Annotated in this window: 12 protein-coding genes; 9 read left to right on the top strand and 3 right to left on the bottom strand. The window is 74.7% G+C overall.

Annotation, left to right across the window (positions count from 1 at the left end; genetic code table 11):
- Nucleotides 1-3: 3 nt before the first annotated feature.
- Nucleotides 4-1,788 (bottom strand): N-acetylglutaminylglutamine amidotransferase, encoded by a 1,785-nt coding sequence (locus Q1A09_RS14575; protein WP_299956121.1) that lies wholly within the window; start codon nt 1,786-1,788, stop codon nt 4-6.
- Between the two features lie 300 nt (nt 1,789-2,088).
- Here Q1A09_RS14575 and sepH point away from each other — a divergent pair, with 300 nt between their 5' ends.
- The 4 genes from sepH to Q1A09_RS14555 all read left to right on the top strand — a co-directional run bounded on the left by sepH (nt 2,089) and on the right by Q1A09_RS14555 (nt 7,533).
- The gene (gene sepH, locus Q1A09_RS14570) at nt 2,089-3,054 is read left to right on the top strand and encodes a septation protein SepH (protein ID WP_299956119.1); all 966 of its coding nucleotides are present in this window, start codon (nt 2,089-2,091) and stop codon (nt 3,052-3,054) included.
- A gap of 117 nt (nt 3,055-3,171) precedes the next feature.
- Nucleotides 3,172-4,980, top strand: a complete 1,809-nt coding sequence (locus Q1A09_RS14565) for an ABC transporter ATP-binding protein (RefSeq protein ID WP_299956117.1) — start codon at nt 3,172-3,174, stop codon at nt 4,978-4,980.
- Nucleotides 4,977-6,848, top strand: coding sequence for an ABC transporter ATP-binding protein (locus Q1A09_RS14560; protein ID WP_299956115.1), 1,872 nt, complete (start codon nt 4,977-4,979; stop codon nt 6,846-6,848). The genes Q1A09_RS14565 and Q1A09_RS14560 overlap by 4 nt, the downstream gene beginning before the upstream one ends.
- A gap of 211 nt (nt 6,849-7,059) precedes the next feature.
- A complete protein-coding gene (locus Q1A09_RS14555) occupies nt 7,060-7,533 on the top strand; it encodes a general stress protein (protein WP_299956113.1) in 474 nt (157 codons plus the stop codon).
- A 91-nt stretch (nt 7,534-7,624) separates the two neighbouring features.
- Here Q1A09_RS14555 and Q1A09_RS14550 read toward each other — a convergent pair whose 3' ends face one another.
- A complete protein-coding gene (locus Q1A09_RS14550) occupies nt 7,625-7,834 on the bottom strand; it encodes a hypothetical protein (RefSeq protein WP_299956111.1) in 210 nt (69 codons plus the stop codon).
- A 53-nt stretch (nt 7,835-7,887) separates the two neighbouring features.
- Nucleotides 7,888-8,697, bottom strand: a complete 810-nt coding sequence (locus Q1A09_RS14545; RefSeq protein WP_299956109.1) for an RNA methyltransferase — start codon at nt 8,695-8,697, stop codon at nt 7,888-7,890.
- 96 nt (nt 8,698-8,793) lie between these two features.
- Here Q1A09_RS14545 and Q1A09_RS14540 point away from each other — a divergent pair, with 96 nt between their 5' ends.
- The 5 genes from Q1A09_RS14540 to Q1A09_RS14520 all read left to right on the top strand — a co-directional run bounded on the left by Q1A09_RS14540 (nt 8,794) and on the right by Q1A09_RS14520 (nt 13,811).
- A complete protein-coding gene (locus Q1A09_RS14540) occupies nt 8,794-9,759 on the top strand; it encodes an NAD(P)/FAD-dependent oxidoreductase (protein ID WP_299956107.1) in 966 nt (321 codons plus the stop codon).
- A 33-nt stretch (nt 9,760-9,792) separates the two neighbouring features.
- Entirely contained in the window at nt 9,793-10,830 is a 1,038-nt protein-coding gene (locus tag Q1A09_RS14535; protein ID WP_299956105.1) for a hypothetical protein, read from the top strand.
- Between the two features lie 76 nt (nt 10,831-10,906).
- Nucleotides 10,907-12,238, top strand: a complete 1,332-nt coding sequence (locus Q1A09_RS14530; protein WP_299956104.1) for a sensor domain-containing diguanylate cyclase — start codon at nt 10,907-10,909, stop codon at nt 12,236-12,238.
- A gap of 89 nt (nt 12,239-12,327) precedes the next feature.
- Nucleotides 12,328-13,047: an ABC transporter ATP-binding protein gene (locus Q1A09_RS14525; protein WP_299956102.1), complete on the top strand. Its 720-nt coding sequence runs from the start codon at nt 12,328-12,330 to the stop codon at nt 13,045-13,047.
- Nucleotides 13,044-13,811 (top strand): ABC transporter permease, encoded by a 768-nt coding sequence (locus Q1A09_RS14520; protein WP_299956100.1) that lies wholly within the window; start codon nt 13,044-13,046, stop codon nt 13,809-13,811. Before Q1A09_RS14525 ends, Q1A09_RS14520 begins: the two co-directional genes overlap by 4 nt.
- Nucleotides 13,812-13,845 lie beyond the last annotated feature (34 nt).

Here is a 13,845-nt window from a genome sequence, read left to right as displayed (position 1 = left end):
GGGTCAGGAGATGCCGTGCCGCTGCAGCCACAGCTCCAGCAGGCCGGCCTGCCACAGCTGGTTGGCCCCCAGCGTGGTGCGGTGCGCGTTCGGCTCGGCCAGCAGCCGGTCGACGTACTCCGGCCGGAACAGCCCGCGCTCGCGCGCCTCCGGAGCGCGCAGCGCCGCGCGCACCGTCGCCAGGTAGTCGCCGTGCAGGTCGGTGATCGCCGGCACCGGGAAGTAGCCCTTGGGCCGGTCGATCACGTCGGCCGGGATGACCTTCCGGGCGGCGTCCTTGAGCACGCCCTTGCCGCCGTGCCGCAGCTTGAGCTCCGGCGGGACGGCGGCGGCGAGCTCGGCGAACTCGTGGTCCAGGAACGGCACCCGGGCCTCCAGGCCCCAGGCCATCGTCATGTTGTCCACCCGCTTCACCGGGTCGTCGACCAGCATGATCGTGGAGTCCAGCCGCAGCGCCTTGTCCAGCGCCGTGTCCGCACCCGGCCGGGCGAAGTGCTCGGTGATCAGGGCGCGACTGACGTCCTCGGAGGTCAACCAGCGCGCGGACAGCTGCCGGGCCAGCTCGTCGTGCGTGCGGTCGACGAACCCGCGGGCGTAGACCTCGACGGCCTGGTCGGCCGGGACGCCGTCCAGTGGCGGGTACCAGTCGTAGCCGGCCATCACCTCGTCGGCGCCCTGACCGCTCTGCACCACCTTCACGTGCTGGCTGACCTGCTGGGAGAGCAGGTAGAAGGCGACGGCGTCGTGGCTGACCTGCGGCTCGGCCATCGCCCCGATCGCACCGTCCAGCCCGGCGTGTACGTCGGCGCTGGGGATCATCAGCCGGTGGTGGTCGGTGCCGAAGGTCTCCGCGACCACGTCGGAGTAGACGAACTCGTCACCGGCGCGCTCACCGACGGCCTCGAAGCCGATGGAGAAGGTGGCCAGCCCCTTCTGCCCCTCCTCCGCGAGGAGGCCGACGACCATGCTGGAGTCGATGCCACCGGAGAGCAGCACCCCGACCGGGACGTCGGCGACCATCCGCCGGCGCACCGCGACGCGCAGCGACTCCAGCACCCGCTCCTGCCACTCCTCCGGGCGCAGGCCCGCGAGGTCGGCGCGGCGCTCGTGCACCGGGCGCCAGTACTCCCAGTCCGACTCCCGCCCGTCCGGCTCGTAGGTGCGCACGGTGGCCGGCGGCAGCTTGCCGACCCCGGCCAGGATCGTGCGCGGCGCCGGGACGACGGCGTGGAAGGACATGTAGTGGTGCAGCGCGACCGGGTCGATGCTGGTGTCGACGCCGCCGGCGCGCACCAGGGCGGGCAGCGACGAGGCGAACCGCAGCCGGCCCGGGCCGCGGCTGAGGTACAGCGGCTTGATCCCGAACCGGTCGCGGGCCATGACCACCCGGCCGGTGTCCCGCTCGACCACCACGAAGGCGAACATGCCGAGGAAGCGCTCGACGCAGGCCGCGCCCCAGCGGTGGTAGGCCTTGAGCACCACCTCGGTGTCGGAGGTGGAGAAGAAGCGGTAGCCGGCGCCCTGCAGCTCGGCGCGCAGCTCCTTGTAGTTGTAGATGATCCCGTTGAAGACCATGGTCAGGCCGAGCTCGGCGTCGACCATCGGCTGCGCACCTGCGTCGGTCAGGTCGATGATCTTCAGCCGGCGGTGCCCGAGGGCCACCGGCCCGGCCTGCCACCCGCCGGACCCGTCGGGGCCCCGCCGCTGCAGTTGGTCGCACATCGCCGCGACCGCGGCCATGTCGGCCACCCCGCCGTCGAACCGGACCTCACCCGAGATGCCGCACACGAGCGCCCCTCCTCCGTCACTGGTGCGGCGCCGCGCTGCGCCGGCCGTCTGTCCCGCCGTCTCCCCCGGGTGTCTGCGGACGACCCGGGGAGGGTCCGGGATTGCCGAGACGACCATTCTGGTGGCTCCCTCCGGCCGCGGCGACCGGGCCCCGCGATCGCCGGGGGCCTCCCGGGGGCGGTTGTCGAGCCGACGCGCCGGACCGGGCGTGTCGAGGGGGACGGCTCACGACGGCGCGGATAGCGTGGCGCTGGTCCGCTCTCCCGGGCCCGCACCGAATCCCTGCTGGAGGTCGTCCCCATGCGCTCCTTGCGCCTCGTGGCGCTCTCCGCGGACGGCAAGCGCCTGGTGCTGGCCGCGGACGCGCCCGACCAGACCGACCTCGCGGAGGACGGCGAGCGCTTCGAGCTGCCGGTCGACGACGAGCTGCGGGCCGCTCTCGCCGGCCAGGACCGCGGACCGGCCCGGCCGGCTGCCGCGGCGGACCTGCCGCCCCGGGTGATCCAGGCCCGGATCCGCGCCGGGGAGACCCCCGAGCAGGTCGCGGAGTCCTCCGGCACGCGGGTCGAGCGGATCATGCGGTTCGCCCACCCCGTGCTGCAGGAGCGCACCCGGGTCGCCGAGCAGGCCCGCGAGGCGCGGGTCCGGCTCTCCGAGGGCGTCCCCAGCGTCCCGCTGGAGCAGTTCATGTCCGAGCGGCTGCGGCTGCTCGGTGCCGACCTGGACGCGGTCAGCTGGGACGCCCACCGCACCGAGGACGGCACCTGGCAGGTCCGCGCCGACTGGCGGGCCGGGCACAAGTCGGGCACCACGCGGTGGAGCTACGACCTGCCGGCCCGCACCGTCACCCCGGTGGACGCCACCACCATGGACTTCGCCGAGGGCACCCGGCTGGTGCGGGTCGTCCCCGACGTCCCCGCCGGGCTGCCGGCCGCGCCCATCTCCCGGCGCGGGGTCGCCGTGGTCCGGGGCGACGAGCTGACCGAGACGAACGAGCTGGACACCGGTGACCAGCTGCCCGACGACGGGGTGACCGACATCGCCCCGGCCGACGGCACCCCGGCCGACGGCACCCCGGACGACGAGCTCGCCGGCGACCTCGAGCACCCGGCCGCACCGCAGGAGCCCGCGTACGACGACGAGCTGGACCCCGACACCCAGGACACCGTGGTGCTCGGCCGGCTGGGCGAGGGCGAGACCGACGACCCGCGGGCCCGGATTCCCGCGTGGGAGGACATCGTCTTCGGCGTGCGCCGGAACCGCTGATGAAGGACCTCCCTGTAGGGGCCCGCCACTCGCAGGCTCGCGGCGGGCCCCTACAGGGAGGCCGTACGGCGTAAATGGTTCGTTGCTGTCGGCACCCCGGCCTAGCCTGAGCGCGCCATGACCGAGACCGCCGCCCCCACCGCCGACACCCGGGGCCGGCTCTCGGCACTGGCCCGGCTGCTGCCCTTCGCCCGCCCCTACCGTGGCCTGATCGCGCTCACCTTCACCGGTGCGCTGCTCGCCTCGCTCACCCAGCTCGCCGTCCCGCTGATCGCCCGGGCCGTGGTCGACGGGCCGATCGCCCGCGGCGACCGCGCCGGGCTGATCCCGCTGCTCGCCCTGGCGCTGGTGTTCGGCGTCGCCGAGGCGGCGCTGTTCTTCCTGCGACGCTGGGCGATGAACATCAGCAGCCTGCAGATCGAGCGCGACCTGCGCGACACCCTCTACCAGCGGCTGCAGCGGCTGCCGGTCGCCTTCCACGACGGCTGGTCCTCCGGGCAGCTGCTCTCCCGGGCCACCTCCGACGTCTCCACCATCCGCCGCTTCGTCGGCTTCGGCGCGGTGTTCCTGGTGGTCAACCTGGTCACCTGCGCCGTCGTCGGCGCGCTGCTGGTGGCCACCTACTGGCCGCTGGGGGTGGCGGTGCTGGTCACCTGCCTGCCGCTGACCTTCTTCGGGCTGCGCCTGGAGAAGCGGTACAACGCCGAGTCCCGGCAGGTCCAGGACGAGCAGGGCGAGCTGGCCACCGACGTGGAGGAGGCCGTCCAGGGCATCCGGGTGGTCAAGTCGCTGGGCCGCAGCGGCCTGGTCTTCGGCCGGTACGACCGCAAGGCGCTGCGCCTGCAGGACCTGCAGCTGCGCAAGGTCCGCACCCTGGCGCTGATCTGGTGCCTGTTCGAGTTCCAGCCGCAGCTCACCCTGGCGGTGATCCTGGTGGGCGGTTCGCTGGCGGTGGGCAGCGGCGCCCTCACCGTGGGCGGGCTGGTCGGCTTCGTCGCCCTGTTCACCGTGCTGCTGTGGCCGATCCTCTCGCTGGGCTTCCTGCTCGCCCAGGCCCAGGAGACCGCCAGCGCCTGCGACCGGATCGGCGAGCTGCTCGACGCCCCGCTCACCGTGACCGACGCCCCCGGCGTGCGGCCGGCCGTCGTGGGCAGCCCGGCCCGGCTGCGGTTCGAGCACGTCGGCTTCCGCTTCCCCGGCACCGGCGACCCGGTGCTCAGCGACGTCGACCTCGAGGTGCAGCCCGGCGAGACCGTCGCGCTGGTCGGTGCCACCGGCTCGGGCAAGACCACGATGACCGCGCTGGTCGCCCGGCTCTACGACGTCACCGCCGGGCGGGTCACCCTCGACGGCCACGACGTCCGCGACCTGCCGCTGGACCAGCTGCGCACCGTGGTCGCCTCCGCGTTCGAGGAGGCGACGCTGTTCTCCATGAGCGTGCGGGAGAACGTCACGCTCGGCCGGCCAGGCGCCGGGGACGCCGAGGTGACCGAGGCGCTCCAGGTCGCCCAGGCCGACTTCGTGCACGACCTGCCCTGGGGGCTGGACACCCGGATCGGCGAGCAGGGCCTGTCGCTGTCCGGCGGCCAGCGGCAGCGGCTGGCGCTGGCCCGCGCGGTGCTGGGCCGCCCGTCGGTGCTGGTGCTCGACGACCCGCTGTCCGCCCTGGACGTGCACACCGAGGCCCTCGTCGAGCGGGCGCTGCGCGAGGTGCTCGCCGAGACGACGGCGCTGGTGGTCGCCCACCGGGCCTCCACCGTGCTGCTCGCCGACCGGGTGGCGCTGCTGGAGGACGGCCGGATCACCGCGGTCGGGCGGCACACCGACCTGCTCGCGCAGGTGCCCGCCTACCGGGCGCTGCTGTCGTCGGAGTCCGAGCTGGCCGGGCTGACCGACACCGACCTGAGCGAGGTGGGCGCCCGATGACCACGACCCCGGGCACGGGTGCGGCGGTGACCACCGACGCCGGCGCACCGGCCGACGCGCACGCCGACTGGCGGGGCGTGGCCGGTGAGGACGCCGACGACCTGGACGCCTCCGCCAGCTCGTTCCTGCGCGGCCGCTCGCGCCGGCTGCTCGGTGAGCTGCTCCGCCCGCACCGGCGGGCACTCTGGCAGCTGCTGGCCGTCATCGTGGTGCAGAACCTCGCCTGGCTGGCCGGCCCGCTGCTGATCGGCCTGGGCATCGAGGTCGCCGTCCCCGCGCTGCTGGACGACGACCCGTGGCCGCTGGTCTGGATCACCGCGGCCATGGTCGCCGCGGCCGTGCTGGACACCGGCCTGCGCTACCGCTTCCTGCTCGGCTCGGGGCGGGTCGGCCAGGCGGTGCTGCTCACCCTGCGCCGGCGGGTGTTCACCCACGTCCAGGGGCTGCCGCTCTCCTTCCACGAGCGCTACACCTCGGGCAAGACCATCAGCCGGCTGACCAGCGACGTCGAAGCGCTGGCCGAGCTGTTCGACGAGGGGCTCGACGGGCTGCTCACCGCGCTGTTCAGCGTCGTCTCCATCGGCGTGCTGATGCTCGTGCTCGACCTGCCGCTGGGACTGGTCGCGCTGCTCGGCCTCCCCGCGCTGTACCTGGTCGGGCGCTGGTTCCAGCGCAGCTCGACCGTCGCCTACCGGCGCACCCGGCAGACCATCGCCGCGCTGATCGTGCAGTTCACCGAGACCTTCGGCGGCATCCGCGCGGTGCAGGCCTTCCGCCGCGAGCCGCGCAACGACGCGCTGCACGCCGAGCTCAACGAGGCCAACCGGAAGGCCCACCACCACGCGTTCTGGCTGATCGCGGTCTTCGTGCCCAGCGTGACCATGATCGGCAACCTGGTCACCGTCGCGGTGCTCGGCTACGGCGCCCTGCGGGTGATGGACGGCGACCTCGAGGTCGGCTTCCTGCTGTCCTTCCTGGTCTACCTGCGCCGCTTCTTCGACCCGCTGCAGGACATCGCGATGTTCTACAACAGCTACCAGTCGGCCAGCGCCGCGCTGGAGAAGCTGTCCGGCGTGCTGGAGGAGCGCTCCGTGGTGCCGGAGCCGGCCGACCCGCAGCCGCTGCCCTCACCCGTCGCCGGGGAGCTGGTCTTCGACGACGTGCGCTTCGGCTACGGGGCCGCCACCGTGCTCCCGCAGCTGGACCTGACCGTCCCGGCCGGCCAGACCGTCGCGCTGGTCGGCGCCACCGGGGCGGGCAAGTCCACGCTGGCCCGGCTGGCCGCCCGGTTCTACGACCCGGTCGCCGGCCAGGTGCGGCTGGACGGCGTCCCGCTGGACCGGCTCGCCGACGCCGACCTGCGCCGGGCCGTGGTGATGGTGACCCAGGAGAGCTTCCTGTTCTCCGGGTCGATCGCGGACAACATCTCCTTCGGCAAGCCCGAGGCGACCCGCGCGGGGATCGAGCAGGCAGCCCGGGCGATCGGTGCCGACACCTTCATCCAGGCGCTGCCCGAGGGCTACGACACCGAGGTGGCCAAGCGCGGCGGCCGGCTGTCGGCCGGGCAGCGGCAGCTGGTCAGCTTCGCCCGGGCGTTCCTCGCCGACCCCGCGGTGCTGGTGCTCGACGAGGCCACCAGCTCCCTCGACGTGCCGTCGGAGGTGCTCGTCCAGCGGGCGCTGCAGACGTTGCTCGCCGACCGGACGGCGCTGATCATCGCCCACCGGCTCTCCACCGTGGAGATCGCCGACCGGGTGCTGGTGATGGAGGCCGGCCGGGTGGTCGAGGACGGCTCACCGGCCGAGCTGGTCGGCGGCACGGGCCGCTTCGCCGACCTGCACCGGGCCTGGGCCGACAGCCTCGTCTGAGGAGCCCCGTAGGGACCCGACCCGTTTTGCCGGCCCCGCTGCAGGGGCCCACCGCGAGCTCGCGAGCGATGGGGGGCAGCGGGGTCCTTCCAGGAACAGGGTGTCCCGGAAGATCGTTTCGGGTAGTGAGCCGGTCGTCGTCCTGGTGGACACCCGTGGCGGCCGGAACGTCCGGCCACCATCAGCAGGCCGGCTCGGAACGGAGATCGAGATGTCAGCTTCTGTGTCCATGCCGCTCGGCGGCGTGCAGGTGGGGTCCTACGACGACTACCAGCAGGCCCAGCGGGCGGTGGACTTCCTCTCCGACGAGAAGTTCCCGGTGGAGAACGTGACCATCATCGGCAGTGACCTGCGCCAGGTCGAGCGGGTCACCGGCCGGCTCAGCTGGGGCCGGGCGATCGGTGCCGGCGCCGCCAGCGGTGCCTGGTTCGGTCTCTTCGTCGGCCTGCTGCTGGGCATCTTCGCCGCCGACGGCAGCGACTGGTTCGGCTCGGTGCTCAGCGGCCTGCTCATCGGGCTGGTGTTCGGGGCCGTCTTCGGCGCCGTGGGGTACGCGGCCTCGCAGGGCAAGCGTGACTTCACCAGCACGAGCCGGATCGTGGCCGGCCGCTACGACGTGATGTGCGCCCCGCAGTTCGCCGAGCAGGCCCGGGCTGAGCTCGCCCGGCTGTCCCTGCGCGGCTGACGAGACCCCAGCACGACCGAGGCCCCGGCCCGGTCCGCTCCGAGCGGACCGGGCCGGGGCCTCCCCCGTGGGGCCGACCTCATGGGCGGTGTCACACGCCGGTCATGCCACCCCCGGTGCGGTGTCCCTGGGCGTCCGCGCCGCGGTAGGCGTCGACGTTGCCGTGCGCCCCGCCTCGGCTCACGTTCCGGCCGACGTCCCCGGACAGCCGGGCGCCGCGGGCCTTGGCACGGCGGTCCATCAGCGCCATCCCGGCGAGCAGGACAGCGAGCAGCGACCCGACCACGATCCAGAACGTCATGACGGGACGGTAGGGGTCCAGGGGTCGGCGCGCCAGCAGACCGGCCGCGGGGATCAGCGGAGCGTGGCGAAGGTGATCGCCGCGGCGGCGGCGACCCCGAGCGAGTCGACGCCGGCCCGCATCGGGATCCGGGCGCGCACCCGCGCTGCCTCCTTCGCCGCCGCGGTGAGCCCCGGCCCCTCGGCGCCGAGCAGCACGGCGGTGCGCGGGTGGGCGGCGAGGTCGACGTCGGCCAGGTCGACGGCGTCCGCGGCCGGGGTGAGTGCGACCGTGAGGTACCCGGCGTCGTGCAGCCGCGCCAGCCCGCCCGGCCAGTCGCCGAGCACCGCGATCGGCAGCGACAGCACGTGTCCCATCGACACCCGCACGCACCGCCGGTACAGCGGGTCGGCGCAGGTCGGGTCCAGCAGCAGCCCGTCGACGCCCAGCGCCACCGCCGAGCGGGCGATCGACCCGATGTTCTCGTGGTCGTTCAGACCCTCCAGCACCGCCAGCCGGCGCGGGGCGGCCGGGTCGGGGCCGGCCAGCAGCTCGTCCAGGTCCGGCGGGGGCAGCCGGTCGGCGGAGGCGAGCACGCCACGGGTCAGCCGGAAACCGATGACCTCGGAGAGCACCCACCGGTCGGCCTCGTAGGCGGGCACGTCGTCGGGCAGCTGCAGGTCGGCCACCCGGCCGGGGATGCCGAAGACGCTGCGGATCGGGTAGCCCGAGGCGAGCAGCCGCTCGACCGCCGGGACGCCCTCCACGATCACCGGCCCGGTGCCCCGCTCGGTGCCGGGCTTCCGGTCGCCGGCGACCAGGTCGCGGAAGTCGGCGACCCGCTCGTCGGCGGGGTCGGTGATCTGCACGGGAGGGACGGGCACGCCGCCGATCATCCCCGGCGCCGTCCGGCGGGCAGGTCACCCGGTCCCAGCGTGGCCCGACGGGCGCGATCACGTGGTGGACCGCAGGATCGTGCCGTGAGCAGCCCGAGCAGCACGGTCGTCATCGGCGGCGGCATCGCCGGCATCGCCTGCGCCCGGGCGCTGGCCGACCGGGGCCGGCCGGTGCAGGTGCTCGACCGCGGTCGCCGGCTCGGTGGCCGGATGGGCGGGCGCACGCTGCACGGGCGGCCGGTCGACCTCGGCGCCTCCTACCTGACCGTCTCCGACGGCTCGCCGTTCGCGCCGGTGGTGGCCGGCTGGGTGGACCGCGGCCTGGCCCGGCCGTGGACCCACACCTTCGCCGTCGCCGGCCCGCAGGGGATCGAGCGGACGACGTCCGGCCCGCTGCGGTACGGCACGCCCGGCGGACTGCGGGGCCTGGTCACCGACCTGGCCACCGGGCTGGACGTGCAGCTGGAGCGAACGGTCACCCGGGTGGGCAGTGACGGTGGCCCGACCGTGGACGGCGACCCGGCCGCCGCCGTCGTCCTGGCCCTGCCCGACCCGCAGGCGGCCCGGCTGCTCGAGCCGGGGACGGCGATCGCCGGGCGCCTGCAGCCCACCGCGTGGCAGCCGACGCTCGCGGTCGTCCTGGATTTCGCCCGCCGCAGCTGGGACGCCGACCTGCACGGGGTCTTCGTGCACGACTCCCCCGCACTGGAGTGGATCGCCGACGATGGCGACCGGCGCGGGGACGGCGCACCGGTGCTGGTCGCGCACAGCACGCCGGCGCTGGCCGCCGAGCACCTGGACGGGCCGGAGCGGGCCGTGCCCGCGGTGCTCGCCGCGGTGCGCGCGGTGCTGGGCCTGGACGAGGAGCCGGAGTGGACGCACGTCCACCGCTGGAGCTTCGCCAAGCCGACCGACCCGCGGGAGGAGCCGTTCGCGGTCGCCGACGGCATCGGGTTGTGCGGGGACGGCTGGGCGGCCCCGTCGAAGGTGGAGAGCGCCTGGCGTTCCGGGCACGCCCTGGGCACCGCACTGGCCGACCCGACCGACTGACCGGACCCGCCGACCACTGAACGGGGAGCACGCGTGCCCGGAGGATTCAGTCCCCCACCCGGACCGTCCGATGCCGCGGCCGAGACCGAGAGCTCGAACGGTTCACGGGTCGCCGCACTGGTCCGCGGGGTCGGCGTCCCGGCGCTGGTCGCCACCGTGGTCGGGCTGGCCTTCGTGGTCGTCTTCCTCGACGCCTTCCACGCCGCCGTGCCGCACGACCTGCCGGTGGCGGTCGTCGGCAGCAGCCAGCAGGTCGAGTCGGTGGCCGGCACGCTGGAGGAGCAGTCCCCAGGGCGCCTCGCGGTCCGGTCGCTGCCGGACGAGGCGGCAGCCCGGGACGCCGTCCGGCAGGCCGACGTCTACGGGGCGCTGCTGCTCGACGGCCCACAGCCGCAGCTGCTCGTGGCCGGCGCCCACGGGCAGGGGGTCACCCAGACGCTCACCCAGGCGTTCGGACCGATCGCCGAGGGGCTGCAGGTGGTCGACCTGCAGCCCCTGTCGCCCGGGGACACCCGTGGGCTGGGCATCTTCTACAGCGCGTTCGGCGTGGTGCTCGGCGGCTTCCTGTTCGGGATCAACTCCTACCAGGCCGCGCCGAAGCTGCCGCTGCGGTGGCGGGTGGTGAGCATCCTGCTGTTCGCGACGGTCTCCGGCCTGCTGGTCGCGTGGGCCGCCGGGGTGCTGTTCGACGCCGTCCCCGGCGGGTTCGGGACCGTGGCCCTGCTGGTCGGGCTGCTGGCGCTGGCGGTGGCCGCACCGGCCGCGCTGGTCCTGCGCGCGATCGGATCGGGCGGCACGTTCGTCACCTCGATCGGGCTGATCATCCTGGGCAACGCGACGAGCACCGGCAACCTGCCGGCGGAGTACCTGCCGCCGTGGATGCAGCCCCTGGCCGGCATCCTGCCGCCCGGCGTGGCGGTGCGGGCACTCCGTGGCGCGGCCTACTTCGGCGACGACGGCGTCGTCCGGGCCTTGTGGGTGCTGGCATCGTGGTCGATCGTGCCGCTGCTGCTGATCGCCCTGCTGGACGCCGTGCGTCGGCGGCGCCCCACCTCCCCGGCCGGTGGCTGAGCCCGGATCCCCCTCGCCGGGGGGAGACCGGTCCCCCAGGGGTGCGGTCGAGGCGCCTGGCTGCCGACCTGACCCCATGGCGCCACCGCGGACGACGGGCCGAGGGGACACCCCTGTCCGCTGGACGGCCTTCACCCGGCTGGCGGCCGGGATGGTCGTGCTGGGTCTCGCCGTCGGTGCGGTCTTCCCGCTGTTCGCCGTGCTGCTGGGCGTGCCGTCCCGCTACGCGGGCGACCCGGTGTTCCGGGTGGCCTGCCTGGTCGCCGGTCTGGTCCTGGGCGCGGCGAACTGGCTGCTGGCCCGGCACGTGGTCGGCAGCCGCCTCCGGTTGCTCGCCGGTCGCATCACCGAGGTGACGCACACCGTCGGTGACCCGGTGGCCACCGCGCAGGGCCGGGTCCCGCCGGCCACCGCGCTGGCCCTGCCGGTCGGCGCCGCGGACGACCTGGGCGCCACCGCCGCGGCGTTCAACGCCCTGCTCGTCGCGCTGGAACGGGAGCGCCGGTTCCGGTCGGTGGTGCAGGCGACGAACGACGTCCTGGCCCTGCTGACCCCGGGCGGGCAGATCTCCTTCGTCTCCGACTCGGTCTCCGACGTGCTGGGCTGGTCGCGCGAGGAGCTGCTGGGCCGGCAGGCGCAGGACCTGCTGCACGCCGAGGACGCCGACCTCTTCACCGCCGACGGCGAGCCGGTCACCCGCGAGCAGGACTCCTCCCAGGTCTTCCTGGTCCAGGCCCGGCACCGGGACGGCGGCTGGCGGCACCTGGAGGTCAGCTCCTCCGACCGCCGCGGCGACCCGGTCATCGGCGGTCTGCTGGTGACCGCGCGGGACGTCACCGAGCGGCTGGAGCTGCAGCGCCGGCTGGCCTTCCAGGCCACCCACGACGAGCTGACCGGCCTGCCCAACCGAGCGGCACTGCTCACCCGGGGCGCGCAGCTGCTGTCCGACCGGGTCCGGCTCGCCGTGCTGCTGATGGACCTGGACCGGTTCAAGGAGGTCAACGACACCCTCGGGCACGGCTACGGCGACCGGCTGCTGGCCCAGGTCGGACCCCGGTTGCAGCCGCTGCTGCGAGAGGCCGACCTGCTGGCCCGGCTCGGCGGCGACGAGTTCGCCGTCCTGCTGCCGGAGGTCACGGCGCAGCAGGCGTGCACCACGGCCCGGCAGCTGCGCGACGCACTGCGCGCGCCGTTCCCGGTCGACGGGCTCGCGCTCGAGATCGGCGCCAGCATCGGCGTGGCCGCCACCGGCGAGGAGCCGGTGGAGATCGGCGCCCTGCTCCGGCAGGCCGACGTGGCCATGTACGTGGCCAAGGAGCGGCAGAGCGGCGCGGAGCTCTACGACCTCTCGACCGACGAGCACGACCGCCGCCGGCGGCTGCTCACCGAGCTGGGCCGCACCAGCTGAACCCCCGGGCGACGGCCCCGGGTCTTGTCCTGCCGACACAACTCATCTAGCGTTGACTTCATCAGCCGTTGAGTTCTCTGGAGGATCCCGTGGACGCCGCCGTCGCCGTCTCCGACCTGGTCGTGCACCGCGGTGCGCGCCGGGTCCTGCACCAGGTCAGCTGCTCGGTGCCACCCGGCCGGGTCACCGGCCTGCTCGGCCCCAGCGGCAGCGGGAAGAGCACCCTGCTGCGCGCCGTGGTCGGCGTGCAGCGCGTGCACTCGGGCACCGTCACCGTGCTGGGCCGGCCGGCCGGCGCCGCGGAGCTGCGTGCCCGGGTCGGCTACGTGACCCAGTCGCCCAGCGTCTACCCCGACCTGACCGTCCGGGAGAACGCCCGCTACTTCGCCGCCCTCGCCGGCCGGGACGCCGCCGCCGCGGACGCCGCGCTCACCGACGTGGGCCTGGGCGCCGCGGCCGGGCAGCTGGTGGGTGGCCTGTCCGGCGGGCAGCGCGGGCGGGCCTCGCTGGCCTGCGCACTGGTCGCCCGGCCCGAGCTGCTGGTGCTCGACGAGCCGACGGTCGGGCTGGACCCGCTGCTGCGGGTCGAGCTCTGGGCGCACTTCCACGCCCTCGCCGCGGCCGGGACGACGCTGGTCGTCTCAAGCCACGTGATGGACGAGGCCGGCCGCTGCGACCAGCTGCTGCTGCTCCGCGACGGGCGGCTGCTCAGCGACTCCACCCCGGCGCAGCTGCGCGCCCGCACCGGCACCGACGACCTGGAGGAGGCGTTCCTCTCCCCGGTCCGCGCCGAGGGGGTGGCGGCATGACCACCGCGCTCTCCCCCCGGCTGACCTCCGCCACCGCCGGGCGGGTGCTGCGTCAGCTGCGGCACGATCACCGCACCGTGGCGATGCTGCTGGTGCTGCCCAGCGCCCTGCTCGGGCTGCTGTACCTGCTGTGGGCCGACGTCCCGACCCCGCCCGGTCAGCCGGGGACGTTCGACCGGGTCGGGCTGACCATGCTGGGGGTCTTCCCGTTCGTGGTGATGTTCCTGGTCACCAGCATCGCGATGCTGCGGGAACGGACGTCGGGGACGCTGGAACGGCTGCTCACCACGCCACTGTCCCGGCTGGACCTGTTGCTGGGGTACGGCACCGCCTTCGGGCTGGCCGCGGCGCTGCAGGCGCTGGTGACCGTGACGGTCGCGACCACCGCCTACGACCTGGACGTCGCCGGCCCGCTCGCGCTGGTGGTGCTGATCGCCGTCGTCGACGCGGTGCTCGGTGTCGCCCTCGGGTTGCTGGCCAGCGCCTTCGCCCGTAGCGAGTTCCAGGCCGTGCAGTTCATGCCGGTGGTCGTGCTGCCGCAGTTCTTCCTCTGCGGGCTGCTGGTGCCGCGCGACCAGCTGGCCGGGTGGCTGCAGGCGGTCAGCGACGTGCTGCCACTGACCTACGCGGTCGAGGCGCTGCAGGAGGTGGGCGCCTCGTCGGAGGCGACCGGCACCATGTGGGTGGACGTCGGCGTCGTGGCCGGCGCCGCGCTGCTGGCCCTGGGCCTGGCGGCGGCCACCCTGCGGAGGAGGACCAGCTGAGCCAGCCCGCCCGCCGCGCCCGGCCCACCGGACG

The sequence above is a fragment of the uncultured Modestobacter sp. genome (assembly GCF_947486615.1).
Classification (GTDB): domain Bacteria; phylum Actinomycetota; class Actinomycetes; order Mycobacteriales; family Geodermatophilaceae; genus Modestobacter.
The sequence above is the reverse complement of the archived record's forward strand: the minus strand, read 5'-3'. Positions and strand labels throughout refer to the sequence as shown.